The sequence below is a fragment of the Nocardia sp. CDC160 genome, assembly GCF_035818795.1.
In the GTDB taxonomy this organism is placed as follows: Bacteria; Actinomycetota; Actinomycetes; order Mycobacteriales; family Mycobacteriaceae; genus Nocardia.
This window is the reverse complement of record NZ_JAYKYT010000002.1, coordinates 217466-243632: the sequence shown is the minus strand read 5'-3', so window position 1 is coordinate 243632 and position 26167 is coordinate 217466. Positions and strand designations below refer to the sequence as shown.

At 67.2% G+C, this 26167-nt stretch carries 26 protein-coding genes, 1 pseudogene and 1 riboswitch; of the genes and pseudogenes, 12 read left to right on the top strand and 15 right to left on the bottom strand.

Annotated features, from left to right (window positions below):
- Nucleotides 1-2 precede the first annotated feature (2 nt).
- Entirely contained in the window at nucleotides 3-854 is an 852-nt protein-coding gene (locus tag VMT40_RS08585) for a hypothetical protein (protein ID WP_326357453.1), read from the bottom strand.
- A gap of 309 nt (nucleotides 855-1163) precedes the next feature.
- Between VMT40_RS08585 and VMT40_RS08580 the strand changes: the two genes are divergently transcribed.
- From VMT40_RS08580 to VMT40_RS08555, 6 genes are all read left to right on the top strand, one after another.
- Nucleotides 1164-1655: a hypothetical protein gene (locus VMT40_RS08580; RefSeq protein ID WP_326357452.1), complete on the top strand. Its 492-nt coding sequence runs from the start codon at nucleotides 1164-1166 to the stop codon at nucleotides 1653-1655.
- 95 nt (nucleotides 1656-1750) lie between these two features.
- Entirely contained in the window at nucleotides 1751-2377 is a 627-nt protein-coding gene (locus VMT40_RS08575; protein ID WP_326357451.1) for an FMN-dependent NADH-azoreductase, read from the top strand.
- Nucleotides 2355-3980 (top strand): MFS transporter, encoded by a 1626-nt coding sequence (locus tag VMT40_RS08570; protein ID WP_326357450.1) that lies wholly within the window; start codon nucleotides 2355-2357, stop codon nucleotides 3978-3980. The genes VMT40_RS08575 and VMT40_RS08570 overlap by 23 nt, the downstream gene beginning before the upstream one ends.
- A 101-nt stretch (nucleotides 3981-4081) precedes the next feature.
- Nucleotides 4082-4192: riboswitch (SAM riboswitch) on the top strand.
- 13 nt (nucleotides 4193-4205) lie between these two features.
- On the top strand, nucleotides 4206-4994 hold the full coding sequence (locus VMT40_RS08565) for an AfsA-related hotdog domain-containing protein (protein ID WP_326357449.1): 789 nt from the start codon (nucleotides 4206-4208) through the stop codon (nucleotides 4992-4994).
- Nucleotides 4991-5716: an HAD family hydrolase gene (locus VMT40_RS08560; RefSeq protein WP_326357448.1), complete on the top strand. Its 726-nt coding sequence runs from the start codon at nucleotides 4991-4993 to the stop codon at nucleotides 5714-5716. Before VMT40_RS08565 ends, VMT40_RS08560 begins: the two co-directional genes overlap by 4 nt.
- Complete coding sequence (locus tag VMT40_RS08555) at nucleotides 5710-6552, top strand: hypothetical protein (RefSeq protein ID WP_326357447.1); 843 nt, start codon at nucleotides 5710-5712, stop codon at nucleotides 6550-6552. Before VMT40_RS08560 ends, VMT40_RS08555 begins: the two co-directional genes overlap by 7 nt.
- A 31-nt stretch (nucleotides 6553-6583) precedes the next feature.
- Here the strand turns inward: VMT40_RS08555 and VMT40_RS08550 are convergent, their stop codons facing one another.
- On the bottom strand, nucleotides 6584-6982 hold the full coding sequence (locus VMT40_RS08550) for a DoxX family protein (RefSeq protein WP_326357446.1): 399 nt from the start codon (nucleotides 6980-6982) through the stop codon (nucleotides 6584-6586).
- Nucleotides 6983-7125: 143 nt separating this feature from the next.
- Between VMT40_RS08550 and VMT40_RS08545 the strand changes: the two genes are divergently transcribed.
- Both VMT40_RS08545 and VMT40_RS08540 read left to right on the top strand, forming a co-directional pair.
- A complete protein-coding gene (locus VMT40_RS08545) occupies nucleotides 7126-7788 on the top strand; it encodes a hypothetical protein (RefSeq protein WP_326357445.1) in 663 nt (220 codons plus the stop codon).
- Nucleotides 7789-7857: 69 nt separating this feature from the next.
- Nucleotides 7858-8508 carry a hypothetical protein gene (locus tag VMT40_RS08540; RefSeq protein WP_326357444.1) on the top strand — a complete coding sequence of 217 codons (651 nt, stop codon included), beginning with the start codon at nucleotides 7858-7860 and terminating at the stop codon, nucleotides 8506-8508.
- A 4-nt stretch (nucleotides 8509-8512) separates the two neighbouring features.
- Here the strand turns inward: VMT40_RS08540 and VMT40_RS08535 are convergent, their stop codons facing one another.
- Nucleotides 8513-9526 carry an NADP-dependent oxidoreductase gene (locus VMT40_RS08535; protein ID WP_326357443.1) on the bottom strand — a complete coding sequence of 338 codons (1014 nt, stop codon included), beginning with the start codon at nucleotides 9524-9526 and terminating at the stop codon, nucleotides 8513-8515.
- 56 nt (nucleotides 9527-9582) lie between these two features.
- Nucleotides 9583-10281 (bottom strand): TetR/AcrR family transcriptional regulator, encoded by a 699-nt coding sequence (locus VMT40_RS08530; RefSeq protein ID WP_326357442.1) that lies wholly within the window; start codon nucleotides 10279-10281, stop codon nucleotides 9583-9585.
- A gap of 111 nt (nucleotides 10282-10392) precedes the next feature.
- Here VMT40_RS08530 and VMT40_RS08525 point away from each other — a divergent pair, with 111 nt between their 5' ends.
- Complete coding sequence (locus tag VMT40_RS08525; RefSeq protein ID WP_326357441.1) at nucleotides 10393-11376, top strand: oxygenase MpaB family protein; 984 nt, start codon at nucleotides 10393-10395, stop codon at nucleotides 11374-11376.
- 4 nt (nucleotides 11377-11380) lie between these two features.
- On the opposite strand, the gene VMT40_RS08520 is transcribed toward VMT40_RS08525, so the two are convergent.
- The 10 genes and pseudogenes from VMT40_RS08520 to VMT40_RS08475 all read right to left on the bottom strand — a co-directional run bounded on the left by VMT40_RS08520 (nucleotide 11381) and on the right by VMT40_RS08475 (nucleotide 21010).
- Nucleotides 11381-12595 carry a L,D-transpeptidase gene (locus VMT40_RS08520; RefSeq protein WP_326357440.1) on the bottom strand — a complete coding sequence of 405 codons (1215 nt, stop codon included), beginning with the start codon at nucleotides 12593-12595 and terminating at the stop codon, nucleotides 11381-11383.
- A 162-nt stretch (nucleotides 12596-12757) separates the two neighbouring features.
- The gene (locus VMT40_RS08515; RefSeq protein WP_326357439.1) at nucleotides 12758-13684 is read right to left on the bottom strand and encodes a metallophosphoesterase family protein; all 927 of its coding nucleotides are present in this window, start codon (nucleotides 13682-13684) and stop codon (nucleotides 12758-12760) included.
- On the bottom strand, nucleotides 13681-14169 hold the full coding sequence (locus VMT40_RS08510) for a cupredoxin domain-containing protein (RefSeq protein WP_326357438.1): 489 nt from the start codon (nucleotides 14167-14169) through the stop codon (nucleotides 13681-13683). The genes VMT40_RS08515 and VMT40_RS08510 overlap by 4 nt, the downstream gene beginning before the upstream one ends.
- A gap of 73 nt (nucleotides 14170-14242) precedes the next feature.
- Complete coding sequence (locus VMT40_RS08505; protein WP_326357437.1) at nucleotides 14243-14929, bottom strand: Rieske (2Fe-2S) protein; 687 nt, start codon at nucleotides 14927-14929, stop codon at nucleotides 14243-14245.
- Entirely contained in the window at nucleotides 14926-15537 is a 612-nt protein-coding gene (locus VMT40_RS08500; RefSeq protein WP_326357436.1) for an RNA polymerase sigma factor, read from the bottom strand. Before VMT40_RS08500 ends, VMT40_RS08505 begins: the two co-directional genes overlap by 4 nt.
- A gap of 145 nt (nucleotides 15538-15682) precedes the next feature.
- Nucleotides 15683-16834, bottom strand: a complete 1152-nt coding sequence (locus tag VMT40_RS08495; RefSeq protein ID WP_326357435.1) for a TDT family transporter — start codon at nucleotides 16832-16834, stop codon at nucleotides 15683-15685.
- A gap of 485 nt (nucleotides 16835-17319) precedes the next feature.
- A complete protein-coding gene (locus VMT40_RS08490) occupies nucleotides 17320-17664 on the bottom strand; it encodes an HNH endonuclease signature motif containing protein (protein WP_326358536.1) in 345 nt (114 codons plus the stop codon).
- Nucleotides 17665-17709: 45 nt separating this feature from the next.
- Nucleotides 17710-18719 (bottom strand): annotated as a pseudogene (locus VMT40_RS08485) (DUF222 domain-containing protein); the annotation flags it as partial.
- A 197-nt stretch (nucleotides 18720-18916) separates the two neighbouring features.
- On the bottom strand, nucleotides 18917-19477 hold the full coding sequence (locus VMT40_RS08480) for a DJ-1/PfpI family protein (protein WP_326357434.1): 561 nt from the start codon (nucleotides 19475-19477) through the stop codon (nucleotides 18917-18919).
- A gap of 84 nt (nucleotides 19478-19561) precedes the next feature.
- The gene (locus VMT40_RS08475) at nucleotides 19562-21010 is read right to left on the bottom strand and encodes an ABC1 kinase family protein (protein ID WP_326357433.1); all 1449 of its coding nucleotides are present in this window, start codon (nucleotides 21008-21010) and stop codon (nucleotides 19562-19564) included.
- Nucleotides 21011-21141: 131 nt separating this feature from the next.
- Here VMT40_RS08475 and VMT40_RS08470 point away from each other — a divergent pair, with 131 nt between their 5' ends.
- Nucleotides 21142-21918 carry a GntR family transcriptional regulator gene (locus VMT40_RS08470; RefSeq protein WP_326357432.1) on the top strand — a complete coding sequence of 259 codons (777 nt, stop codon included), beginning with the start codon at nucleotides 21142-21144 and terminating at the stop codon, nucleotides 21916-21918.
- A 10-nt stretch (nucleotides 21919-21928) separates the two neighbouring features.
- Here the strand turns inward: VMT40_RS08470 and VMT40_RS08465 are convergent, their stop codons facing one another.
- On the bottom strand, nucleotides 21929-22960 hold the full coding sequence (locus VMT40_RS08465) for a LacI family DNA-binding transcriptional regulator (RefSeq protein ID WP_326357431.1): 1032 nt from the start codon (nucleotides 22958-22960) through the stop codon (nucleotides 21929-21931).
- Nucleotides 22961-23102: 142 nt separating this feature from the next.
- Between VMT40_RS08465 and VMT40_RS08460 the strand changes: the two genes are divergently transcribed.
- A complete protein-coding gene (locus VMT40_RS08460) occupies nucleotides 23103-24461 on the top strand; it encodes an MFS transporter (protein ID WP_326357430.1) in 1359 nt (452 codons plus the stop codon).
- 4 nt (nucleotides 24462-24465) lie between these two features.
- The gene (locus VMT40_RS08455; RefSeq protein WP_326357429.1) at nucleotides 24466-26064 is read left to right on the top strand and encodes a hypothetical protein; all 1599 of its coding nucleotides are present in this window, start codon (nucleotides 24466-24468) and stop codon (nucleotides 26062-26064) included.
- Nucleotides 26065-26167: the final 103 nt, after the last annotated feature.

Here is a 26167-nt window from a genome sequence, read left to right as displayed (position 1 = left end):
AGTTACTTCAGGACGGCGTGCAGCAGCTGCACCCCGGCGGTGAGGGCCGCGCCCGCCACCGACCAGCTGGTGCCCGCGGGTTGGGTCGAGAGGACGACCACCGCATAGCGATACGGCTGATCCGGCGACGGACTCACCAACCCCGTGGTGTCCAGGGTGATCGAGGAGTCCAGATCCATCCACCCCTGCTTCACCGCCCAACTCGCACTGGTCAACGCGTCGGGAATGCCGAAGTACTGATTCGTCCCGTCGGCGGCGGTCTCGGCCGCGTCGTGCAGCGCACCCAGGATGAGATCTCGCGCCGAGGCCGGGGCCGCGGTGGTGATGTAGTGGAAGATCGACACGACATCCCGTGGCGTGGTGAGGGTTTCACCCCATTGCGCGGTGTCCTCGGGCGCGGTGGTGGCGGTCAGGCCGATGGTGCTCACCATGCGGTCGATGATGGCGTCATTGCCGCCGTTGTCCCACAGCGCGTCCGCGATATCGTCGTCGCTGGTCGAGAGCATCTGGCTCACCCGGTCGGCGGTATCCGAATCCGGTTGCCAGTCCTGGCTTTTCAGCGTGTCCAGCGCGATGAGCAGCTTCACCACCGAGGCCGTGTAGAACTGCTGATCGGCGTTGAGGCTGGCGACGGGGGTGCCGGTGGTGGTGTCCACCACGTCGATGCCGACGCTGGTGCCGGGGGAGGCGGCCTGAATGGCGGCCTGCATCTGCTGGGCGATGGCCGTGACCGAGATGGGATGCGGGGCAATCGCCGTGGTGCCGGGCGGCGTGGTCTCCGGGACCTGATCGAATCCGATCTGATCGCGAGAGGTGGCGAGGGCACGCGGGGCGAGCGATGCCAAGGAGATCACGGCGACGAAACTGCCGGCCGCGATCCAAGTCCACCGCGCGTGCGGTGAGCGGGCCTGAATCGGGGTCATAGCTAATTAGATCGACACGAAGCTCGAGACATTTCCAGTCGAATGCTGTCAATTTCCTGTTAACTACGGATCGATCCGGTCTCGGTTCGGAGTCGGTTCTGACCAGCTATTTTGTCGCGAACTAAGATCACTGGTGGGTCGGGATTCTTCCCGGTGGAGACAGTGATGGGTACTAGCGGTGAAAGACTCCGAAAAGCCCTCGTAAATAGCCTCGCCCCCGTTGCTTTCGGGGTGCTGGTCATGGTCGTCCCGGTGGCCGCCCACGCCGACGCGGACAATGGCAACGGATGTGTTCTGTTCTCCGACAACACATCAGCAACTGTGGACTCATTGCGCTTCAGATGCGCACCTTCGCAACTGGAGGACATCTACCGCAACGCCCCGCGCGGCGATGTCCCGATCGGCGCGAAGGACGGTTGGGTGGCCGCGCCGCGCGAGATGCAGTCCTGGGCCCCGCTCGTCTGGATCGGCAAGGACTTCTACACCGGCCCGTCCGGCGGCTACCTCCTCAACCGCCTCACGGCCGCCGGATTCGAAGCCTGGCCCGCCACCGTCTTCGCCGGACCCTCGATCGTGGACGGCGGCCCGGCCTGGATCCTCGACTACGCCCCCTCCCCGACCCCGTCGCTCTACGACGAAATCCGCGAGGTGACCCCGGGCGTCTGGTTCGGCTACTCGTGGAATCGCGAAGGGGGCGGCTACACCCAACAACTCAGCTTCATCCTGGCCTGAGGGATGACGGGCTTCGGATCAGTGCGCACGTAACCGTCGTGCCGGGTGGGCATCGATTGATAGACGTGGACATCGTTGTCTACGAAAGGGATTCGATGACCACCCTGTTGCATATCAATGCCTCGGCGCGCGGTGCGCACAGCCAGTCGCGGGCGTTGGCTCGGACATTCATCGATGGGCTCGTCGCGAAGGATCCGGGGCTGACGGTCGATACGATCGATTTGTTCGACGCCGAGTTGCCGGATTTCGGGACCCATGCGGCCGAGGCCAAGTTGGCGTTGTTCACCGGGCGGGATCAGACGCCCGAGCAGCTCGCGGCCTGGGAGCAGGCGCGGGTGGTGTTCGAGCGGTTCGCGGCGGCCGATCTGTACGTCATCAACCTGCCGATCTGGAATGCGGGCGTGCCGTACATCTTCAAGCAGTGGGTCGATATCGTGACCCAGCCGGGGTGGGCGTTCACCTTCGATCCGCAGAGCGGGTATTCGGGGCTGCTCACCGAGAAGCGGGCGGTCACGGTGTACACCAGTGGCGTGCATCAGCCGGGGGTGCCGGTGCAGTTCGGGTCCGACTTCGCGACGCCGTTCGTCGAAGACTGGCTGAACTTCGTGGGGATCAAGGACATTGCCGAGATCCGGTTCGCGCCAACGGTATTGACCGAGAACCCGGAGGCGGGCTTCGCCGCGGCCCAGGAGCGTGCGCGTGAGCTCGCCGCCGACTACTGAGCCGGGTGGGGCTACCGAGTCGGGCCGGGCTGCTGAGCCGGGATGGGCTACCGAGCCGGGATGGGCACCGACCGGGCGGACCGTCGCGGCGGTCTGCGCGGTCGGCATTCTGGTGGTGGGCCAGCTCTACGTGGTGCTGCCGGTACTGAATCGGCTTGCGGCGGACTGGGATACGTCCAAGTCGGCGGCCACCTGGACCACCACCGCCTTCGGGCTGGCCTACGGGGCGGGCTTCCTGGTGACCGGCCCGCTGTCGGACCGCTGGGGACGACGGCCGGTCATCGTCGGCGGCTTGCTCGCCACCGTGCTGAGCTCCCTCCTGGTGGCGGTCGCACCCGGACTCGCCACCGGACTCTCCGCGCGAATCCTCCAGGGCCTCACCGCCTCCTTCTTCGCCCCCGCCGCCTTCGCCTACCTCGCCGAACGCATCGCCCCCGCCCGCAGAATCTTCGCCCTCACCTGCCTAACCAGCTCCTTCCTAGGAGCAGGCGTGGTAGCCCAGGTCCTGGCCCAGCTGATCGGCAACACCTGGGGCTGGCACGCCATCTTCATCGCCGGTGCGATCGTCTTCGCGCTATCGGCGGCGCTACTGCGCCTGGTTCTCCAGCCGCCCACCTCGGCGGCGGTTGTAGCCCAGGCACCTGGCACTGAAGCCGCGCTGACCGAGGCGCTGACCCAGGCCGAGGGTGCAAAGGGCGAGGCGGAAGGCGTAGGGACTGAGGCCGGGGGTGCGAGGGCTGAGGCCAGGGGCGCGCGAGCCCGCATCGGAATCGCCGACATCGCGCGAAAGGCTGTTCTGCCGTTCGTGACTCTGCTCAGACAGGGCCGACTCGCCCTGCTGTACCTGAGCTGCCTGGCGATCTTGGGCTCGTTCGTGGGCATCTACACCGGCATTCAGCTCTCACCGCCGGAGGGAGTCGGATCCGGCAACGCGGCCCTACTCGCCCTGCGGGCCAGCGCGATTCCCGCCATGGTGGCGGTACCACTGCTCGCCGGAAGACTCGGCGTGATCGCACCTGCCGCCCGGTTGATCACCGCCCTGGCGGCAGCTGCCGCAGCGGCGGCGATCACCGCGGTCCCACTGGGTGGCATATGGGTCGCGGTGTGGCTGTTCGTGTTCGTGACGGCCATCGCGGTCGCGGCACCGGCGGCGGTTCAGGCGATCGCGGCGCAGGCAGGCGAGGCGCGCGGCACCGCCACCGCGCTCTACACCTTCGCCCTGTTCGTCGGGGCCAGCGCGGGACCACAACTCGCCAATCTGGTTTCGCGCCACGGCTATTCAACCGTCGCGCTGACCATCGCGGCGCTGGCGGCTTCGGGGGCGGCACTGGCCGTCGCCTCGACGCGAGTCGCTGCGGGGACAGCGGCGACCCCGGTAGGCGGTTCGAGCGCCGATCCGGGGTCACATCCAGCGCCCGGGTTGGCGACGCAGCCGAACCCAACGTCGGAGTCGGAGTCGGAGTCGGGGGTAAGGCCAGGGGGAGTGTCCGAGTCCGAGATGACGCCAGGGGTAGCGCCGGAGGGTGTTTCGGCGTCGGAGCCGGTGTCGGGGCGTGAGCCCGAACCGAGTGGGGTTGGTGTGGGGGAAGCCGCCGCGGGATAGATCGGCGCGCGGGGGACAGCGTCGTCCTCCGTTCGCGGGTTTCAATCGGGGTGGTTGAAACTATGTATGAAATAGGTTGGGGGACATAGGGTTTCGGGGACGGTCATGAGTTCCAGTGGTAAGCCCCGGCTGGCTGGGCGGCAACCCTCCACGACGGCGGGGTGCTCCGGGTGACGACCGGGTGGTGGCGAGCGCCGCCATAAGCGTCTTGCTCTCGGAGGAAAAATGTCTGTAGCCCAGCTCGATTCGGTGTCCGTGCTCTCGGGGGAGGTGGCCGTCGGCGAGGTGCTGCTGGTGGCCGATCGCTTCCGCGGAATCGCCGAGGACGACCGGGCCTTCACGGTGTCGGGACTGGTCGCCGCCCTGCGCGGCGGCCGGTGGCGGGAGTCGGAGCGCGCGTTGACCGTTCATCTCGGGCAGGGGGTGACCCGCCACGACCTCGACTACCTCGAGCACGTGGCGCTGGTGCACGCCCCGGCCGGGCTGCACGTGCGCGGCGCGGTCGACGAACCGGCACCTCGCCACCAAGTGCACAAGTATCAGAACTCGAATGTGCTGCTGGCCAACCTGATTCGCGAATCGGAGACCGAGTTCCGCGCGGATCTGCGCATTCACGGCGACAACGAACTGCTGCTCGACCATCAGACCGGCGAACACGTGCAGGGCATCGTCATCGTCGAGGCGGTGCGCCAGCTGTTCCTGGGCGCGTTCGAGCTGGAGTACGGCCGCCGCTGGCCCGAACAGCACTTCTACATCGTCTGGAACAGCATCGAATTGGAGTTCAAGACCTTCCTGTTCCCGCTGCCCGCCACCCTGCACGCGGTGCTCACCCCGATCGCCATCGAGGATCCGGCCAAGCTGGAGTTCGCCATCGACGTCGACGTGCGCCAACTCGACCGCACCGTGGCCACCACCCGCATCACCTACGCGGCCCTGCCCAACGAGCGCATCTCGCAGATCGAACGCCACAAGGCCGCCAAGGCGATCGCCGCCTACCTGGGCGCGGTGGCATGAGCACGACACCGGGTGCGGCGTTCTTCGACGTCGACGAAACCCTCATCACCGTCAAGAGCATGTTCGCCTTCCAGCGCTTCTGGCTGGCCGAGAACGGCGACGACGGCAGCGAATACACGCGCCTCAGCGACGAGATCAAGCGGAAGGCCGCGTCCGGAACGCCCCGCGAGGAGGTGAACCGGCACTACTACCGCGCCTATCGCGGCGTGCGGGCCGACGCCTTGGCTGCCGCCGGACGCCGCTGGTTCGCTGAGTTCTCCGCGAGCGGTGCCGTCTACTACACCGACGCGGTGGAAGCGCTGCGCGCACACCGGAATTCGGGCGACACCACGGTCCTGCTGTCCGGCTCGTTCGCCGCGGCCATCGCCCCGGTCGCCGACGCGCTGGGTGCCGATCACATCATCGCCACCACCCCCGTGGTCGATGACCAAGGCGTGCTGACCGGTGAGGTCACCCAGCCCATGATCGGCACCGCCAAGGCGACCGCGGTCACCGACTTCCTGCGCGAGCACGGCATCGCGCACGAAAACAGCTACGGCTACGGCGATCACGCCAGCGACCTGCCGTTCCTGCGGGCCGTCGCACACCCCGGCTTCCGCGGCGACGACGCGGTGCTGTCGGCGCACGGCCACGGCTGGATCCACTTCTCCGACCGGGTCGGCGCGTCCGTCGACGATCCCGGCCGCCTTCTCTCCGATCAGGAAGCGCTCTCCGTATGGTGACCCGAAGCTATGAACTGACCCCGACCACCCAGGGGCCGCTGTACCCGCCGAGCGAAGTCCTCGACGCCGACGGCAATTTCATTGTCGTCGGCTTCCTGACCGAGCCCGACGCGGACGGGGGCGTCACCCGCCGCTGGGGCCGAGCCATCGTCGCCGCCGATACGCCGGTGCCGAAATTCGGTGAACTGGCCGCCTACACGATCGTGCGCGAACTGGCCGACGACCTGTCTGCGGAGGACGCCGCGAGCGTCCTGCACACCCTGCCGCTTCCCCTGCCCGCCAACAACTATCCGATGGTCTTCGCCCCCGACCAGCGTCCCGACGCCGACACGGTGACCCGGCCCAGCTACCCGTTCCACGAGACGCCGATCCCGGACTTCCGCCCGCAGGACGGCCGCAAGCTCACCGAGCCGGTGACCCTGGGCGAATGGCTCGAGGCGCGCGGCACCCTCGAGGTCACCGTCGATGACGAGGCGCGGTCCGCGGAATTCCGCTTCGAGTTCACCGGCCTCATCCCGGATTCGCTCTACACCGTGATGTCCTTGCGCGCCAAGGACTTGGACCCGGACGCTCCCACCCGCCCCGGCCCCCTGGGCGTCCCGAACGTTTTCATAACCGACGAGAGCGGAGCCGCCACCTACCGCGCGGTCCTGCCCAATCCGTTCCCGGACCCGGCGCTGCCCGGCGCGAACCGCATTATCAGCGTGGTCGTGCTGTGGCAGAGCTACCAGCAGAACTACGGTGGCGCGATAGGCCATTTCGGCTTGGGCGGTGATATTCACGCCCAGCTCAAACTGCCGACCCCGGTCTTCGACGAGTTCGTGACGCGGGACTGACACCCGACGGGAATCACCGACACCCGCGAGATCACCGCGCGGCGCGGTACACCTTCCGCGCGGTGGTCACCATCGGAATCTGCATCGGGAGCCGCAGCAGGGCACCGACTTTCAGCGCCATGGGTTTGTCGCTGTTCCACCAGTCGTAGGCCATCTGCACATTGCCCGGGAACACGGCGATGAAAATGAGCGCGGCCAGGCGTGCGCCCAGGCCGCGGGTGCGGGGGAGCAGCAGCAGCGTGCCCGCGGTCAATTCCGCCGCGCCCGAAACCTGGGTGTAGGTACGGGGTTTGCCGGGCAGCTGGGGTGGTATGAGCGCATCGAAAGGCTTGGGGGCGATGAAATGCAAGCTGCCCACACCCAGCAGCAGGCCCGCGAGGGCCAGCGCGCGGGTACGGACTCCGGAGGTGCCGGGCGAATCTGCTGCCATTGCTGCAGCATAACCGGTCGGTCTGTATTGTCCGGTCGGTCACCGATTCCCGCGTTTCCCTCCGGTGTGTCGTCGTCGCGAGTAGCCGATCGCCAAGGGGTAACGCACAATTAGGCTGCTGTCCGGCTCGAGCAGGGGAAGTTATGAAGGCGCACAAAGGGCTTGCGATGGCCCTGCTGGTCGTGGGTTTGATCGCTGGTTGCTCGAAGGAGGAGGCGAAGCATCCGTCCAACGCACCGGCCCAAGCGGTTCCACAGCCAGCGCCCAAGGAAAAGGAAGGCACCATACCGGTCGGTCCTGGCCCGCAGGGTGTCTACACCGTGCAGGCCCAGCCCGCACCCGGCAGCTGCCACTACCGCAAGACCTCTGACGGCCAGCCGCTGCCCGACCCCAACTGCACACCGGGCGCGACGAATCCCAAAGTGACAGCGTCGAATCTGGCCGAGACCATCTGTAAGTCGGGTTATACGGAGTCGATTCGGCCCAATAGCTCGATCACCAATCCCGAGAAGGCCGCCAATATCAAGTCCTACGACTACACCGGCGACCCGCGCGATGCCGAATACGACCACCTCATCTCCCTGGAGCTGGGCGGCGACCCCAATGATCCGCGCAATATCTGGGTCGAACCCCCGTCACCGGATCACAAGGCGGGCAACGGGCCGAACAATCCCAAGGACGGCGTCGAATCCCGGCTGCACAGCCTGGTGTGCAGCGGCAAGGTAGCGCTGGTCGACGCGCAGGTGGCCATTGCCACCGACTGGACCACCGCCTTGGCGAAGGTCGGCCACCCCAACGGCAACTGATCCCCGCCCGACCGCGATCGGGGCGCGAAATCGCCGGTGGAGCCGTGTCCACGGGCCTACCATCGAACGATGTCAGCGCCGCAGGACGGCTCGACGATGATCGAGGGCCGGGTCGTGCACAAGGTCAGCAATGCCCTGAAGATCACCTTCAGCAATGGTCCCGGTGATCCTCTAGCGGTCGGGGTGCAGGGCGCGGGAAATGGGATGGGGGCCAAGGCCGCCATCCTGTTCGGCTTCAAGAACGGCGGCACCGGCAAGCACCGCATCACCTACGCCGACGGCTCGATCGTTTGGGTGGAATCGCGCGACGCCGCCCCCACGGTCCTCAGCCGCGGGGACGGCACCGCCATCGGCACCATTCAGCGTGCCGACACCTCCACGGCCGTGGGCTCCACGGCGGGAACGCTTTTCCACTTCGTCCCCGATCCCGAGGAGCCCAAGACCCCCGAGCTGTTCCGCCTGGTGGTCCTGGACCGCATGGGAGCCGAGACCGGCCGCCTCGACGTGATCCGCAAGATCGGCGGCTGGGCCCGCATGATGAGCGACCTCTACGACGATTCCTTCTGGTGGGATCGCGCGGGACAGCCGCTCCCCGTCCCGATCCTGGGCACGCGCCTGTGGCTGAAACACCCGCTCGACCCGGTCGAACGGGACGTGCTGCTCGGCGCGTGCGTGGACATCACTCTGGGCCTGCGGCCCTACATCAAGGCCATGAAATAGGGCCTCAGTCGGATACTTTGATCACGAGCTTGCCGAGATTCTTGCCGGTGAGCAGCCCCTGGAACGCCTCGACGGCATGGTCGAGGCCATCCACCACATCCTCGAGGTAGGCGAGCTTGCCCTCCGCGATCCATTGCGCCGCAGCCGGAATGAACTCCGCGGCCTGGTCCCAGAACTCGGTGACAATGAATCCGCGCACGGTCAGGCTTCGGCGCAGAATCGCCGACATGAGCATCGGCGTCCGGTCCGGCCCGGGCGGCAGGTCGGTGATGTTGTAGTTGGCGATCAAGCCGCACACCGGAACTCGCGCGTATTGATTGAGTCGCGGCAGCACCGCGTCGAAGACCGCACCGCCCACATTCTCGAAGTAGACGTCGATCCCGTCCGGGGTGGCGGCGGCCAACTGCTCGGCGAAGTCCGGCGCGCGATGGTCGATGGCCGCGTCGAACCCGAACCGTTCGCGCAGCAACGCCACCTTCTCCGGCCCGCCCGCGATACCCACCGCCCGCGCGCCCTTGATCTTCGCGATCTGGCCGACCGTCGAGCCGACCGGCCCCGTGGCGGCCGCGACCACGACGGTTTCCCCCGGCTGCGGGCGACCGATATTGATCAGACCCGTGTAGGCGGTGAGCCCCGGCATTCCCAGCACGCCCAGCGCCGTGGTAATCGGCGCGATCTCTGGATCCAGCTTGCGCAGCGCCTTCACGTTCTCCACCGAATGCGTCTGCCAGCCGCCTAGGCCGAGCACGATATCGCCGGGACGCAGCGCGGGATCGGTGGATTCCAGCACCCGCGACACCGTCCCGCCGACCATGGTCCCGTTCACCTCGACCGGCGGCGCATACGAGGGCGCATCACTCATCCGTCCCCGCATATAGGGATCCAGCGACAGATACAACGTCTGCAACAGAGCCTCGCCGGGCTTCGGCGCGTCCAACTCGACCGTCTCGGTGCGGAAATTCTCCGGCTGCGGCATGCCGACCGGCCGGGAGGCCAGCACGATACGGGTGGTTTTCATCGGCGGTACGACCTTTCGATGGGCAACCCCTTCATTCTGCCCATTGTTGCTCGGGCTCAGGACCCTTCCGCTCGCCAGGTATCAAAACTGGTCATGATGTGATGGCGCACGGTCGGCCAGTCCGGGACCAGGGCGGTGGCGGCCGGGACCGAGGCGGTGAGCAGGACCCCGGCGATGGTGATGACGGTGATCCGCATCCAGTCGCGGGCACCGGGGCGCTCGGCGAGATCGCCGAGCACGCGGCGGGCGACGGTGAAGACGGTCTCCTCGATGTGCTGCACGAGATGGGCGACGGTGGTGGACATTTCGGGGTCGGTGCGGGCGGCGGCGAGGAATTCGAAGCCGACGCTCACCGGTGCCACCTGCGCCAGGGTCCACAGCTCGTCGACCAGAACGGCGACCCGCTCGCGCTCGGATCCGGTTGTGGTGGAGTAGGTTTCGATGACCGCCTGGGCGGTGATGTCGGCGACCCGGCGAATCGCGGCGTCGAGAAGTTCGGCCCGAGTGGGGTAGTAGTGCTGGACCGCGCCCTGGCTGACCCCGGCGCGTTCGGCCACCCCGCGCGTGGTCGTGGCGGCGTGGCCGTTCTCGATGAGGCTGGCGATGGTGGCGTCCAAGATTGCCAGCCGCGTGTCCTCCCGCTGCTCGGCCCGGCTGCGGCCGGGTTTCGCTTCGGCCTTCGTCGCGGGGGTTTCGGGCTTGGCCTTGGGGGCTCCGGACTTGTCGCGCTTGCTATTTCCCGTCGTGACCGGCACTCGCCCACGATACCGGTTGCGCAACGAACAAGTCGGCCGACTTGTCAAGTCGTACGACTGATCAATACGCTTGTGCCACAGCCGATATGGAACACAAAGAGGTGATCGGCCATGGCTGCACAGGACATCCGGATTTGGCGACGCGGTCCGGCCCCCACTCCCGCGGGCACCGGCGAGCAGGCCGATCACGGCTACTTCGGGCCCGGCTCACAAGTTTGGCGGGTGCTGCTGCACCCGGTGGTCACGCCCTTCCTGGCCCCGGTGACGGCGCTGTTGGAGGTGCCGCACATCGGCATGCAGGCGGTCCTCATCGACCACGATCCGCTCGCGGTCACCGGGCGCGCACAACGCAGCATGAGCCCGATCATGGCGGTGCGCCGCGCCCAACGCACGGTCGGCGTTCCGGTGCCGATCATACTGGGGGACAAGGCTTCCGCCGATCGCATTGCCGCTCATCTGCGCCGCTATCACCGGTCCATGACCGGGACGGTGCCTGGCACCGGTGAGCCCTACGCCGCCCAGGGACCCGAACTGGTGCTCTTCGCGCACGTGACGATCATGCAGGCGGCTCTGCTGGTCTACGAGAACCTCGCCTACGAGGGCGGCCGCCGCCCGGCCCGCCTGGCACCCGGCGATCGGGATCGATTCTGGTTGGAGGCCAAGCAATTCGGCGTCCTGATGGGCGCGAATCCCGACGAGATCCCCACCAGCTGTCGGGAAGTGGCCGACTACTACGCCGGTATCGCGCACCGCTACGGCGTCATCGAATCCTTCGGGCCCGAGCTGGCCGTCGCGCCCACCCTGGCGCTGATCCGCGGCTTCGCCCTCACCCAGCTCCCCGAACTGGCCCCACTGCTGCTGTCCGCCGTGCTGACTCCCCAGCTGATGGCCACGCTCCCGCGCCCCGCCCGCCGCAACCTCGGCATCCCGGCCGCCCTGGACCCGGTCCTGAACCTCTCGCTACGACTGACCCGTCCGGCCATGCGCGCCTTCACCATTCGGCGATTCGCCGAAGCCGTGGAGCGCCGCATCAGCGGCCCGGACGCGGTGGCGCTGTCCGCGCACGCCCGCAGGCTCCAGGCCGCCCTCGCCTGAGGGGCTAGGCGCTACCGGCCAGCCACTGGTCCCAGCTCAGGGTCCAGTCGCCGTTCTGCCACACCTCGAGCGGTGCGCCGCCGGTATTGCGCACCTCCACCACGTCGCCGGGCTGCGCGAAGTTGAAGAACCACTGCGCGTTCTCGGCATTGAGGTTGAGGCAGCCGTGCGAGGTGTCGGTATTGCCCTGCGCCCAGACCGTGGAATCCAATTCGTGCAGGTAGATGCCGTCGGTGCTGATGCGGGTGGCCCAGCTGATGGACTCCTTGTAGCCGAGCCGGGAATTGACCGGCAGGCCGTAGGTGGAGGAGTCCATGATGACCGGATTGGCCTTGTCCATGACCGTGTAGACGCCGGGCATGGTCCAGAAGGTGAAGGTCTTGCCCGCGATGGTCTCGCTGCCGCCGCGACCCATGGACGTGGGCATGGTGCGGACCAGCTGACCGTTCTCGAAGACCTGCACCTGATGGGTGTTGTCATCGGCGATGGAAACGTGCGAGGGGCCGATCACGAAATTGGCCTTGGAGTCCTCCTGGCCGAACAGGCCGTTGCCGACCTCGATGCCGTAGAGGTTGGCCGCCACGCTCACCTTGGTGCCGGGCTTCCAGTACTCCTTGGGCCGCCAGTGGGCGTTGCGGTTGTCCAGCCAGTACCAGGCGCCCTCCACCGGCGGGTCGGTGGTGACGACCAGTCGCTTCTGCGCGGCCGCCCGGTTGGGGATGTCCTCGTCGAAGTGCGCGACGATGACCATGCCCACGCCGTAGCTGTTGCCGTCCACGATGGCCTGACCGCCCGTGGTGTTCAGATACACCTTGGTCTGGTTCTTCGGCGTGATCGTGGTGAATGAGGACGTGACCGGGCCGGTCGGGCCGGTCACGTCCTCGCCCGTCGCCTTCAGCGTGTAGGTGCGGCCGTAGCCGAGCTGCTCATTGGGCTTCCAGGCTGTCTTGTCGGGAGTGAAGGTGCCCGGAATGACCTTGCCGTCCTCATTGGTCAGCGAGACATCGGTCAGCACACCGCTGGTGGTGCTCACCTCGACCGGCGCGGCCGGGTCCACCTTGTCCGTGCCCTGGGCGGGCTTGATGGTGATGGACTGGGCGGCCGGAGTGCGCGGCCCGACCTTCCCGCTCGGCAGGTTCGACGAGCATGCCGTCAACACCAATACCAGAGCGATGAACACGCTCGCGGCGGCCTTCGTCCGAAAACGGCGGGCTGGCACAGGCTCTCCCTCTTGTACTCGCCGTGCGCCGCACTGCAGCACAGCATCTTGATACTGCCCAGCCTAGTAGATTACCCTGCCCTTTCGATCTTCCAGCGCCAGGTGGTGCTGACGAAATGACAACGATGTGAGACACACGCGCGACATGCCGGTCGGCAGTGGTCATTTCAGCGTTTGTTCCTTGATAGCGAGCTGCTGTTGGCCCTTCTGGTAGGTGACTTCGCGAATCCCCAGGGCGTCGTGCAGCTTGCCAGCTGGCAGGGTGACCGGTTTGGGCGCGGGTCCGTCGCCGGGCTTGGGCAGGGGATAGGCGGTGGTGGTGCCGCTGTAGAAGGTGACATTGCCCTCGGTCTTCGTGAACAGTTGGTGGACATGACCGTTGAGGCAGGTCACCGAGGAGAAACGCTTCAGATAGCTGAGTGCCTGGGTGGCATCGTCTGTGCCCCAGCCCCATTGGGGATACATGGCGAACAGCGGGATGTGGCTGAACACGATGATCGGTGTGTCACTGGACAATCCGGCCACGTCCTTCTGGACGAACTCCAGCTGATCCTGTCCGAGATGTCCGAGATCCTTGAGATTGAGCGTATTGACCAATCCGATGACGTGGACGCCCGCGATGTCGAAGCTGTACCAGCCGTCGCCGCGGGTGCCATTGCCGAAGGTCTGGCGGTAGCGCGCGCCGCCGTCGTCGCTCGAATCGTGTTCTCCCGGAACGGTGAACACGTGCGGGGTCTTGAAGCCCTGCATCATCTGCTTGACCTGATCGAACTGGTCCTGGGTGGCCAGGTGGGTGAGATCGCCGGTGTGGATGATGAAGTCGGGTTCGTAGCCCAGCGAATTCACCTGCGAGATGGCTTCGGTGAAGGTGTCGGTCACGCTGGTGTTGGCGGTGCCGGTGAAACCGATGTGACTATCGCTGACCTGCGCGAAACGCAGGGTCGGGCGGGCGGTGTCGGCCAGGGCGGTGCCCGCCACGTGCGAGACCACCTCACCGCCCACCACCGCCAGGCCCACCGCCGCCCCGAACCAGGCACTGTGCCGCATGAGCTGGCGGCGGGTCATCTGCTGGGGGTCCTGTTCGGTCATGGGGTCACCACCACGGTCGCGTGCATGAACGGATGAATCGAGCAGACGTAGGCGAAGGTGCCCGCCTTGCTGAAGGTGAAGGTGTAGGTCGCGTTGTTGCCCAGGGTCGGGGAGCGGAACGCCCCGTCGGTGGCGACCACGGTGTGCGGTTCCTCGTCGTGATTGGTCCAGGTCACCGTGGTGCCGACCTTGACGGTCAGCGAGCTGGGCCCGAAGGCGAAATTGTCGATGGTGACGGCATTGGGTCCGGCCGGTGCCGCCGCGGCGGACGACGTGCCCGGCATGGACATGCCGGGCATGGCCGGACCCCTACCGTCCGGCACCATGCCGGGCGTTGCGGTGCCGGAAGCGAAAGTGATACCGGGGGCGGCATTGTCGGGGGCTTTGCCGCCGCCGCTGGAGCTGCACGCGCTCGTGGTCAGCAGGGCTGCCGCGGCGGCGACTACGGCGAGCGTGACGCGCCGTGGGCTGCGGGTGGGTCTCATGGGTGTCCGGGCCTCCATCCGGGATGAGTCGCTTCGCTGCTGCGAATCGGTCATCCATAGATAGGGGCGGGGGTTACACCGTCGGCGCGAAAACCTCTATCGTGCCGTTGTTTTCACGCACCTGAATGGTCGGCAGCGGGGCGGGGGCCACCGGCAGCTGATGGGTCACCACCTCGCCCTCGATGGAGAACGAGGTGGAGTGGCACGGGCAGCGCAGGCGTTCGGCGGGCGCGTCCAGCCACAGCTTGCAGCCCTGATGGGTGCACACGCCCGAGACCGCGACCGGAATGCCCTGGGCGCGGCGCACGAAGCCGTTGACCGTGCCGACATCGAAGGCGACCGTCGCGCCCTCGGGCAGGTCGCTGGAACGCGCGATGGGCCGCCACGCACCGGTATTGGGGGACAGCGGGGTTTGCGCGGCCGGGGGCGGGGTCACCTCGCCGTGGCCGAGCAGCGTGCGATCCACCACCGCGCCGACCGTCGCGGCGGCCGCGGCGGCGGAGGTGCCGATCAGCAGATTCCGGCGGCGGTATCCGGTGGTCTTCGGGACTTCCGTTGGCGTGTCCGCGATTTCGTCGGCCAGGCGGCGTTGCAGGTTGCTCAGGAACTCCTCGCTGGGCGCGTCGCTGCCCATGCGCGCGGCGCGCAGTTCGATGGCCGTGCGCAGCTCCTGCGCCTCGGTGTCGTCGGGTTCGAAGCCCGTGGACCGCTTACCGGCCAATAGTTCGTCGACGAAACGCCGCACATCCCGCCCGCTCACCGCACACCTCGCTCCCTCAGCTGGGACGCCATCTGCAACGCCCGATGCTGCAACACCTTCGCATTCGCCACCGTGACACCCAGGCTCTGCGCCGCCTCCTTCACCGAGAGTCCTTGCAGGAACCGCAGTTCCAGTACGCGACGATAGCGGTCCGGGAGCTCGGCCAGCACGGCTTTGGCGCGGGCCTCAGCTTTGCTGTGTGTCTCAGCGCCGGAATCGGGCAGCTCCGCGGGCGGGTCGTCGGCGATATCGCCCTCGATGGTGGTGATCTCGCGGCCCATGCGGGCCTTCCAGTGCGCGGCCAACACCGTGCGGGCGGTAGCCCGCAGATAGGCCCGCACCTCGGGGACGGTGGCGGTGATGCGCAGCGGTTTGAGCGCCGCCATGAACACCTCGGCGGTCAGATCCTCGGCGTCCGGGCGGTTTCCGACCTTGCCGAACATCAGCGCGTAGACCCAGGTGACATTGTCCCGATATACCGCCTCCCAGCTGCCGTAGCTGTCACCGGACACCAGCCGCAACTCCCGACCCGTTCCGGAACCCGCGGGGGGTTGTGTCCGGCGCTCTGGATCGAGGCGCCGATGGTCGGATTCCACCCCTCGCACCATGAACCGCTGCTTTCTGTTTCCACCGAAAAAGCCGACGTAGGTTCACGTCTGCCAGTAGATAGGGCACGGGGTTACAGCGGAGGGGGTTCGACGAGAACGGGCACGGTCCGTCGGTTGGACCGTGCCCGTTTGCGTATCGGGATGTTCAGTTGGCGGGGCGCAGCAGGTTTCCGTGCAGCACGCCGTGGACGGTCTTGGCGGCGACCACGGCCCAGGCGGCGACCAGCAGGGCGTAGAGGGCCACCGCGATCACGGCGAACATGGTGGCTTCGGTGTGCTGGTACAGGGCGGTGCTGCCGGTGACGCAGCAGCCCAGGGGGAAGGTGAAGCCCCACCAGGTCATATTGAAGGGCATGGACTGGCGGGCGTGGTAGGTCACGGCGATGGCCAGGGCCAGCCACAGCATGGCGAAACCCCAAGTGGGAATGCCGAACAGCAGCGAGAACAGCTGGAAGCCGGAGGCTTCGGCGGGATCCAGCACGGTGTGCGAGACATTGGCCAGGGCACCGGCGGCGGTCACGCTCTGACCCAGGGGACCCAGCACCAACCAGACGGTGGCGACCATTCCGGCCGGGGGCAGGCCGTGGTGCAGCAGTCGCGACCAGATCAGAGTGATGGTGGCGAAGGCGGCGATCAGGCTCAGTCCGAACATGGCCAGGCAGGCCACGAACAGGGTCAGGCGCAGCTGCCCTTCGGGAGCATGGGGGACCAGCAGCGCGCCGAGGGCAGCCGAGACCATGGGCGGCACCACGGGCATCAGCCAGCCGCCGAAGGCGGAATCCGGATCGAAGTTGTGGCGGGTGATCATGCGGTAGGGAATGCTGGCGGCGGTCAGCAGACCCAGAACGGTTCCGGCCGACCACAACACCCAGTCGACGGCCACGGCGGCGGTCACCCCGATGACGTCCTGGCCCAGCAGCAGGGTGCCCGCACCAACGGTCATCAGTGCCATGGGCAGAGCCCCATAGAACTGCATCATGATCGGGTGCATCCCATGGGCCCGAGCCTCGTCCGGGTAGCGACGCCAGTGCAGCATCCACGACCCAGCGAGAACCACCAGAATCAGCGCGGCCAGTGCCCAGACACCGGTAGCGGCCCCGCGCAGCCCGGGGAACTGCAAGGGCAGGGTAGCGGCGGCATTGGCCACGATCCCGGTCCCCATCACCACGGCAAACCAGTTAGGTGCCAAATGCCGAATGGGATCCCACCGCTCGACCTCCCGCGCCGAGGAGCCCGTGCTCACCCGGGCAGGGGATACGGAGGCTTCGGCGGTCCTACGGAAGGTTGCTGTGGTCATGCCTCCACTCTCGCTCCAGCGAACTTCCCCCGGTAGAACCCACAATCCAATGGATCCATAGACCCGCTCTATGCCCTACCCGGACCTAAGGGCCAAAGAAAAAAGAGAAAAGAAAAAAGAAGCCAGGAGGAGGAAGAGAGGGTGGCCGAGCTTGCGAGGCCCCCTCACCCACCAGCCCACACCGGGAAACACCCGCACCTCCCAGCGCCCTCACCTGCCGAACCTCACTTACGTTCCAGCCCACTCACCGCTCGGCCGTTCATCGTCTCTGTGGAATTGTCAAAGAGCTTGAAAACTGTGGAGCTGTCGAACGGTTCGGGTTTCGAGTTGTGGGGTTGTCTCGAGAAGGTGATGCGTGCAGTCCGTGGGCTGGGAGGTGAGGTGGCGGCTCCCAACCCGGCGTCAGCCCAAGTGCGGTAGGGCAGGCGACGCAACCACGCTTCCCGTTGTTTTGCGCACGCCAGTAGGAGACGAGCAGCTGGGTTTCACGCTGCCCGTGAACCCCACCTCCGGCAACTCGAATCGACCGCCGTGGCGACCCGCTTGCCGACGTGATGGGTGTCGTTGACTTGCGGGGTGTGGGAGGGGTCCAACGCCGCCGGGGCAATCCAGCCGACCCGGCCCGGGTGGGCGGAGTCCTTGCCCAACATCACCGTCTGCCAACCATTCTCACTGTCGTTGACCATCGCGTGGTGGTGATCGCACACCAGAGCCAGGTTGTTCAAATCCGTCGGTCCGCCCTTGGCCCAATCGATCACATGATGGGCGGCACACATGCTCGCGGGTACATCGCAGCCCGGATGGGTGCAGCCACGATCACGAGCGATCAACGCCAACCGCTGACCCGAGGTGGCGAGGCGCTCCCCATGAGCGAGATACAAGGGGATCTCGTCCTTGTCGAGCAGCGCCAGCACCGGGCGAGAACCCTTGGCCAGCTTGAGAGCTTCGTTGATGCTCAGGTGTCCACCCGAGGCGGTGGTGGCCATGCCCGCACCCTTCTCGAGGTCGGCCAGGCTCATCGTGACGACGACCTCGACGGGCAGGCCACGGTGCTTGCCCAGCTTCACCGGCTTGCCCGGCTTCGCCGCAGCGGCAGCAGTATCGGCAGCGGTGCCAGCAGCAGTATCGGCGGGGGTGTCGGTGACCGGCTGCAGGGCAGTGACGAGTGCGAACAACGCGTCGTGAGTGCGCTGGCTCGCGTCGCGACGATCGCGACGCGCGGCCGCCTCCAACACCTTCGACTCGACCTTGGCGGTGGCGGTGAGGATTTCGGTGTCGGTGTCGTCGAGGTTGCACATGCCCGGGCGCGCGAGCTTGGCGAAGATCGCATCCAGCAGCGCGCGGAGTTCGGGGGTGAGCCAGCCTTCGATCTTCGACATCCCATCCACCCCGGGACGGCTGATGGTGATGCCGCGACGGCGGCGACGGTCGGCATCGGAGATCACCGTGCCCTCAGGATCCAGGCGGGCGAGGATCTCGCGTCCGATCTTGGGCAGGTCATCGGGCATGCCGGTCACGCAGTGCTCCACCAACAGCGCCTCGGTCTCGACCCGCGCCGGAGTAGGATCTCGGCGGGCAGATGCGTCATGATGTCCACGATGCCGCGCACATGATCGCGGGAAATCACGCCCGTCTCAGGGGCGTTCGCGGTCGCCGCCAAAGCAACCGGGCGCGGCTTGCCGTCGACCCCGAGGAACTCCCCACACGCTGCGGCGATCTTCACCCGCACCGAGGCGTCGTAGCGGGACAGGCCCAGGGTTTGACGCAGGAACGGCACCGCGTCCTTGACTCCCGCCTTGCGCGGCAGGTCCCGGTCCGAGGCCTCGATCACCAGAGTCGAATCCAGCGCAGCCAATTGGCGTTTGCAGATTTCCAGGCGGCGCATGAATTCCACGACATCGGTGTCAGTGAGGCGGTTGAGTCCGCCGTGCGCGACGGTGTCGGTGACGTTGGTGACTGCGGTCATCAGGGCGCTGATGCCGGTGCTGTCGAGTGATTCCCCCTTCGAATTCATGCTCTAATTCTACCGCTGAATTCGAAAGGGGGGAACCCGAAATGTCTGTTCTTACAGTGCTTTTCGAATTACTGGCCAGCGGGTGGGGCGGATTTTCGGAGCAATTCCATGAATGCTCGCATCCATTGTGGATGATCGGGCCAGGCTCTGCCGGTAACCAAATTGCCGTCGATATTGTCGGGGCTGTCTATCCAATTGCCTCCGGCGGCAATAACGTCGGGCTCCAGTGCTGGATAGCTGCTCGAGGTGCGGTCGTGTAGGACACCGGCGGCGGCCAGGATAAGGGGGCCGTGGCATAGCGCGGCTATTGGTTTGTTCGTCTCCGCGAAATGGCGGACCAGGCGTTGGCAGTCAGGATTGTTGCGGAGAAATTCGGGGGCTCGTCCGCCGGGAATGACCAGGGCGGCGTATTGGGTCGGGTCGACGTCGGCGAAGGCTACATCCGAAGGCCAGGTGCGGCCGAGTTTTTCGGTGTAGGTGTCGAAGCCGTCGGTGAAGTCGTGGACGACGAATTGCAGTTTTTTCTGGGTGGGGGCCGCGATATCGACCTCGTAGCCCTCTTCCAGCAGGCGCTGGTAGGGGTACATGACCTCGAGGTCTTCGGCGGCATCACCGGTGATCAAGAGCACCTTTGTCATGGCGCACCTCCTGGGGAAATCGTATCGAGACCCGGTGCGCGGCAAGGGGCTTTCGGGTCGGCGCTGCGGTTTCGGTCAGCCGACGCTGGAGGCGCGGCGGTCGGTGGGCACGCTGCGCAGGTGGCGGACGATGTCGAGGTCGGTGGGCTGGGCGTGGGCGGCGTCGTAGCGTTCGAACACGGCGGCCAATTCCGGGGACCAGCGCGCGAATTCGGCGCGCAGCGGACCCTCGGTCTCGAGCTGGCAAACCACGCCGAGCGCGGTGAGGAAGCAGCGGGCGAACGGGGTGAAGTAGGCGGGCATGTCGAGCTGGCGGTGCACATTCGACAGCCGCGGCGCGAGTACCGAGCGGACGTGGCCGCGCAGCCAGGCGATGGTGAGGCGGAAGGTGGGGACGGTCAGCGGTTCGCCGACCGTGTCGAGTCCCTCGGCCAGGGCCGCCACATCGTAGGTCCGGCCGGGCCGCACGAACCGGTGACGGCGGATCGCCGCGTCCAATTCCGGTATGCCCCCATTGAACGCGGCGTCCATGACCTCGCCGACCAGTTCCTCGAAGCCCGGTGGCGGCCAGGGCGTGCAGGCCCCGAAATCCACCACGCCCAGTCGCCCGTCGGGCAGCACCCGGAAGTTGCCCGGATGCGGATCGCAGTACAGCAGCCCGGTGCGCGACCAGGTGGACAGCAGGAATCGGATGATGAGCATGCCGACGCGGCTGCGCTCCTCCGACGCACCCGATTCGATGACGCGGGAAACCGGTGTGCCGGTGAGCCATTCGGTGACGATCACATCGCCACGCTGGGCGATCACGGCCGGGATCACGAAGTCCGGATCATCGGCGTAGGCCTCGGCGAAGCGGCGCTGATGCTCGGCCTCGGCGGCGTAGTCGAGTTCCTGTGCCACACAGGTGCAGATGGCCTCGGTGACCGCGGGGACGTCCGCGCCCGGCGCGAACACGGTGGCCAGCACCGAGATTCGGCGCAGCTGCTGCAGATCGGCGAGCACGGCCTGGTGCGCGCCCGGATACATGACCTTGACCGCGACCTTGCGGCCGTCCCGCCAGGTCGCGCGATGCACCTGGCCGATGGAGGCCGCGGCGGCCCGGCGCTCGTCGAATTCGCCGAAATGCCAACGCCAGTTCTCGCCCAGGTTGGCGGCCATGGCCTCGCGGACGGTCGCGGGCAGCATGGTGGGCGCGGAATCCTGCAGCTGGGTGAGGGCGTCGCGGTAGGGGGAGGCGATCTCGGGCGGCAGCGCGAGCTCGTACAGCGAGAGCAGCTGACCCAGTTTGGTGGCGCAGCCCTTCAACTCACCGAGCACCTCGAAAATGTGCTGGGCCGTGCGCATTCGAATGTCGTGGTCGACGGCTGCCGGGGATTTGCCGAGCGCCTTCTTGCCGACCCCGGCGGCCTGCCGTCCGGCGAATGCGACCGGGAGACTGGCGATTCGGGCATTGCGGGCGGCGGCACGAACCGGCGGCACCTGTGTACCGGCCCCCGAGCGACTTCCGATCCGCCGTATCGACATTGCTCACCTCGTCGTGTGCGTGCCCGACCGCCCCAGATTATGTGGCCCGCCACACCTCGTGCACGTGCAGTTTGGCACACGAAAGTCTAAACTGTCTGGGACGTATCCGAAAGTTGTCGAAAGGTGACAGGATGGGTGCCCAGACGGTCGTCGCCGATGTGGCGGACGAGCTTGCTCGCCGCGTGGCGACCGGACAGTACGCGCCCGGGGACCTGATGCCGTCGGTTCGCCAGGTCGCCGAGGAGTTCGATATGAATCGGGCTACCGCGCAGCTGGTTCTGGGTCGTCTGGAGTCCTACGGGTTCGTCGACGCCCATCGCGGTCGCGGATTCACGGTGCGGGATGTGCGCCGGGCGGGCGGCGTGGATGTGTACCGGCGGCTGTTCCGACTGTCACTGCCCGCGCCCGAGACGGCCGCCGAGATGTTCGCCAATATCGTGGCGGCCGAGCGGGCCATCGTGCTGGAGGCGCTGCTCGATTACACCGCCGCCGAGCGCGGCATCGAACCCGCGGTCTTGACCGCCGCGGTGGACGAACTCGAAACCCTGGCCCGCAGTGCCGAACCCGATCGCGTTCGCATGCTCGAGCTCGAGGTGGGCCTGGTCCGCACGGTGCTCACCGATCTCGGTCACACCATGCAGCGCGCGGTGCTGAACTCGGTGGGGGAGATGCTGTTCGAGGTGCCGGAGGCCGTCGAGGCGTACTTCGTGGTCTCACCGGACCTGCACGTGCTGGTGTGGCGCGCGCTGCTGGCGGTGTGGGAGTCCGAGAATGGGCCGTCGGAGGCACAATTGGCGCTGTTCGAGGACCTGTTCGCCATGTACCACGAGAAGGTGTTGGCCCGATTCGACGAATTGGTCGGCCTCGACGCCGGAGCCGAGGACCGGCGGCACAGCGCTACGGCCTGAGCCCGCGGCGCTACCGCCGGAGCCCACCCGCGGGCCGGGCGGTGCTCGCTCGGACCCGAAGCTCCACCGGGACAACGATATTCGTCTGCGCCGCCGGGCTTCCCGCCAGTGCGTCGATGAGCAGTGTCGCGGCCTGTTCGCCGATGCCGCGGCGGTCGACGGCAATGGTGGTCAGCGCCGGACACAGGGTGGCCGAAGTGGGCAGATCGTCGTGGCCGATGACCGAGATGTCCTCGGGGATGGACAGTCCGAGGTCGGCGGCCGCGAGATAGACGGTGTGGGCGATGTAGTCGCTATTGGTGATGAACGCGGTCGGGCGCGTCGCGGGGTCGCGTTCGAGGGCCTCGCGCACGGCAGTGCGGGCGGCGTCGGCGGAGAGTTCGGTGGTGACCGTGTCGGCGGTGAAACCGAGATCGGCGGCCAGGCGTCGGAAGTGTTGCAGGCGTTCGGGATCGGGTGACTTGTCGTCGGGAGCCACCACCATGGCCAGGCGGCGATGGCCCAGGTCCAGCAGATGCTGGACGGCCAGGTCCACCGAGGCCTCCTGATCCGAGCGCACACTCATGGTGGCGCGATCCGGGGCGGCGGTGTCGAGCAGCACGACCGGGCGGCCCGTGGCCGAGAAGCGCTCTCGGACTTGATGGTTGGTGCCGATCGGGGCGATGGCCAGGCCGTCGATGGCGCGGTGTTGAAAGGCGTCGACCAACTGCGCCTCGCGGGTCGGGTCGTAGCGCGAGGAGCCGACCATGACCTCGTAACCCGCACGGGCGCAGGTCTCGTCGAAGCCGTCGATCACATCCAGGAAGTGCGGATTGCGCAGGTTGCGAATGAGCAGGCCGAGGACGCGGGTCCGGCTGGTGCGCAGCGCGACCGCGGAGGCATTGGGGCGGTACCCCAGTTCGGCGGCGCGATCGAGAATGCGTCGCCGCAGGTCGTCGCCCACCCCGGGGCGCCCGGACAGCGCGAGGCTGACCGCGGAGATGGAGACCCCGAGCGAGGCCGCGACATCGCGTTGGGTGACGGGTTCTCGCGCAACGGGCACGAACGACACCCTAGCGAACGCGAATTGAACGCCCATGGTCATGGTCTGAACAGTCGATGGACTCTGACGCGATACCCTTCGACGACCCAGCTAGCTCTGCTAAAACGATTGAGTACAGCAGCTCCGACCCGGAAGGAGCATCGTGCCCCGCGATGCCTTCTCAGTACTGGACTCCGACGACCTGACCGCCTTCCACCGCAAGGTGACGGTGTTGTCGGCCGCCGGAATGTTCCTCGACGGCTACGACATCACCGTCATCGCCGTGGCCCTGCCGACCGTCACCAAGCAATGGCACATGTCCGGATTCATGACCGGCGCGGTCTCGGCCGCCGCGGTGGTGGGAATGTTCGTGGGCGCATTGGTCTTCGGGCGACTCACCGACCGGCTGGGCCGCAAGAAGATGTATCTGGTCAACCTGATCGGGTTCGTGGTGCTGGCCCTGCTGGCCGCGCTCGCCCAGGATGCCTGGCAGCTGCTGGCGGCGCGGTTCCTGCTCGGACTCGCGCTCGGCGCGGACTACACGATCTCGACCTCGCTCCTGGCCGAGTACGCCCCGGCCCGCCGCCGCGGCACGCTCATGACGCGGCTGGGTGCGACCTGGTTCGTCGGCGCGGCAACGACTTACGTGCTCGCCCTGCTGCTGTTGCCGCTGGGCACTGCCATGTGGCGGGTCATGCTCGTGCTGGGCGCGGTGTTCGCGGTGGTGGTGCTGTGGATGCGGCGCAGCATTCCGGAATCGCCGCGCTGGCTCGCCGCGCAGGGACGCCAGGACGAGGCCCGCGCGGTGCTGACCGAGCTCGGCGACACCGCGGAGGTGCGCGCGGAAACGCCCGGCCCCGAGCCGGTTTCGCCGTGGCGGACACTGCTCACGCTGCCGCTGGTGCGATTCACCTTCTTCTGCTGTGGGTTCTGGTTCATGTACACGATGTCCTACTACGGCATCACGCTCTACACGCCGACCATCCTGAAGCAGGTCACGACCAGTACGACGGGCACCTACACCGGATCGCTCATCATCGCCCTGGTCGGTGTCGTCGGTGCCGTCACCGGTGTGCTGCTGGTGGATCGGATCGGGCGTCGTCCGCTGCTGATCACCGGATTCACCGGCATGTTCCTGGCCCTGACGACCTTGGCGCTGTGGCGGAACCCGGGACTGACCGGGCTGATCATCCTGCTGGGCGCGGCCGTGCTGTTCGCGAATTCGGGCCCCGGCATCGTGAACCTGGTCTATCCGAGCGAGGTGTTCCCGACCCCGGTGCGTGCCACCGCCAATGGCCTGGCCACCGCCGTCTCCCGCATCGGCGCGATCATCGGCACCCTGTGGCTGCCCATCCTCATCTCGAAATGGGGTCTGCACCACGTACTCTGGCTGTTCGTGGGGGCAAGTGTGATCGGTCTGGCCATTGCCGTGGCGCTCGCGCCGGAAACCAAGGGCCGGACCCTCGAGGAGCTGTCCGCGGCGCACTCCCGCCGTGGCGAACCGGCGGCGGTGCGGGGCTGAGCACGTGACCTCCGACGAATTCACCTTCGCCCCAGCATCTTCCGGCCACTATCGCGCGCTGACGCTGGCTCCCGGTGAGCCTCATATGGAACGCGCCGATCTCGCGCCCGGCCGTTCGGCTCGCGCGCGCCGTCTTCGGGTGGCGCGGTTCGTGCAGATGACCGATTTTCAGCTCGCGGATCCCTTCTCGCCCGGACGGCTCACCTTCCTGCATCGCTTGGCCGGACGGCCCGGCTGGGAGTTCATGTTCCCGGCCTACCGGCCACAGGAACCGTTGCTCTTGCAGGCCATCGAGGCGAGCGTCCGTTCCGTGCGGGAAATAGAAGGCACCGCACCGGATTTCGTCATCACCACCGGCGACAGCATCGACAGCGCGCAGGCCAATGAGCTGTCCGCGCTGCTGGCCCTGCTCGACGGCGGTACCGAGGTGGACCCGAACTTCGGCGTCGACGACCCGAAAGCGCATCCCGCGCAGGCGGTTTCCGCCGAGTTCTACAACCCGGAACCGGAATCCCGGGATGTCTACAAGCGCGAGCACGGCTTCCCGGACGTCCCGGGCCTGCTGGCCGCGGCGGGCCGCCCCTTCGTCACCGCGGGTCTCGGCGTGCCGTGGCTGGGCTGCTTCGGCAATCACGACTGCCTGGTGCAGGGCCGTGCGCCGCTCACCCCGGAGTTCCAGGCATTGGTGACAGGGGATCGGCAGCCGATCGATCTGGGCATGGAACCGCCGGATCATCCGATGGATTTGTACCTGGCCGACCCGACCGCGCTGTCTCACGGTCCGTCCCGGCCGATTTCACCGCGCGCCGATCGCCGCGTGATCAGTCCGGCCGAATACGTCCGCGCACACCTGGACAGCCCCACCCAGCCGCCCGGCCACGGCTTCACCGAACAGAACCTGGCCGACGGCACCACCTACTACTGCTACGACGCGGTCCCGGGCCTGCGCCTGATCGTGCTGGACTCCACCCATCCCTCCGGCCATGTCACCGGCAGTATCGGTGCCCGGCAGCGGGATTGGCTGATCGACCGGCTGACCGAGGTCCACTCCTCGTATCGGGACGAGGACGGGGCGCGGGTCGACACCGGCAATCCCGATCGGATCGTGGTTCTCGCCTCGCATCACGGCCTGACCATGATGGACAACACCGTCCCCGACACCGAAAAGCGCTACCACGCGGCCGATCTGGAGGCCATCGCGCACCGATTCGGCAATGTGGTGCTCTGGATCGCCGGGCACGAACACCGCAACTCCGTGGTGCCGCACGCGCGGGACGGCGGCGGCTTCTGGCACGTGCTCACCTCGGGCCTGTGCGAATGGCCGTGCCAGACTCGCGCCTTGGAGCTGTCCGTGGCGCAGGCGGATTCGGGCGAGGACCTGCTGGTGATCCGCTCGACCATGATCGACCACGCCGCACCGGCCCGCCCGGGCACCGAGCTGAACCTGTGGGATCTCGCGGCCTGGCACCGCGAACTGTCCTACAACGAGCCGACCCGGGTGGGCGGTCCGCACTCGGCGGGCACCCGGGCCGATCGCAATGTGGACCTGCTCGTACCCATTACGCCCGCCCTCGCCGCCGCCCTGCGCGACCTCGACGCCTGAATCCAAGCCCTGCCAGCCTGGATCAAGCCCTGCCCGCCAGAATCCAAGCCCTGCCTGCCTGGATCAAGCCCAGCCCGTCTGGATCAACCGGCCAGCATGCCCG

Bases quoted from the DNA above. Each gene is read 5' to 3' on its own strand.
- VMT40_RS08580 (WP_326357452.1), top strand. From the start codon at position 1,164: ATGGTCGTCCCGGTGGCCGCCCACGCCGACGCGGACAATGGCAACGGA.
- VMT40_RS08575 (WP_326357451.1), top strand. From the start codon at position 1,751: ATGACCACCCTGTTGCATATCAATGCCTCGGCGCGCGGTGCGCACAGC.
- VMT40_RS08565 (WP_326357449.1), top strand. From the start codon at position 4,206: ATGTCTGTAGCCCAGCTCGATTCGGTGTCCGTGCTCTCGGGGGAGGTG.
- VMT40_RS08560 (WP_326357448.1), top strand. From the start codon at position 4,991: ATGAGCACGACACCGGGTGCGGCGTTCTTCGACGTCGACGAAACCCTC.
- VMT40_RS08555 (WP_326357447.1), top strand. From the start codon at position 5,710: ATGGTGACCCGAAGCTATGAACTGACCCCGACCACCCAGGGGCCGCTG.
- VMT40_RS08550 (WP_326357446.1), bottom strand. From the start codon at position 6,982: ATGGCAGCAGATTCGCCCGGCACCTCCGGAGTCCGTACCCGCGCGCTG.
- VMT40_RS08545 (WP_326357445.1), top strand. From the start codon at position 7,126: ATGAAGGCGCACAAAGGGCTTGCGATGGCCCTGCTGGTCGTGGGTTTG.
- VMT40_RS08540 (WP_326357444.1), top strand. From the start codon at position 7,858: ATGTCAGCGCCGCAGGACGGCTCGACGATGATCGAGGGCCGGGTCGTG.
- VMT40_RS08535 (WP_326357443.1), bottom strand. From the start codon at position 9,526: ATGAAAACCACCCGTATCGTGCTGGCCTCCCGGCCGGTCGGCATGCCG.
- VMT40_RS08525 (WP_326357441.1), top strand. From the start codon at position 10,393: ATGGCTGCACAGGACATCCGGATTTGGCGACGCGGTCCGGCCCCCACT.
- VMT40_RS08515 (WP_326357439.1), bottom strand. From the start codon at position 13,684: ATGACCGAACAGGACCCCCAGCAGATGACCCGCCGCCAGCTCATGCGG.
- VMT40_RS08510 (WP_326357438.1), bottom strand. From the start codon at position 14,169: ATGAGACCCACCCGCAGCCCACGGCGCGTCACGCTCGCCGTAGTCGCC.
- VMT40_RS08500 (WP_326357436.1), bottom strand. From the start codon at position 15,537: ATGGTGCGAGGGGTGGAATCCGACCATCGGCGCCTCGATCCAGAGCGC.
- VMT40_RS08495 (WP_326357435.1), bottom strand. From the start codon at position 16,834: ATGACCACAGCAACCTTCCGTAGGACCGCCGAAGCCTCCGTATCCCCT.
- VMT40_RS08475 (WP_326357433.1), bottom strand. From the start codon at position 21,010: ATGTCGATACGGCGGATCGGAAGTCGCTCGGGGGCCGGTACACAGGTG.
- VMT40_RS08470 (WP_326357432.1), top strand. From the start codon at position 21,142: ATGGGTGCCCAGACGGTCGTCGCCGATGTGGCGGACGAGCTTGCTCGC.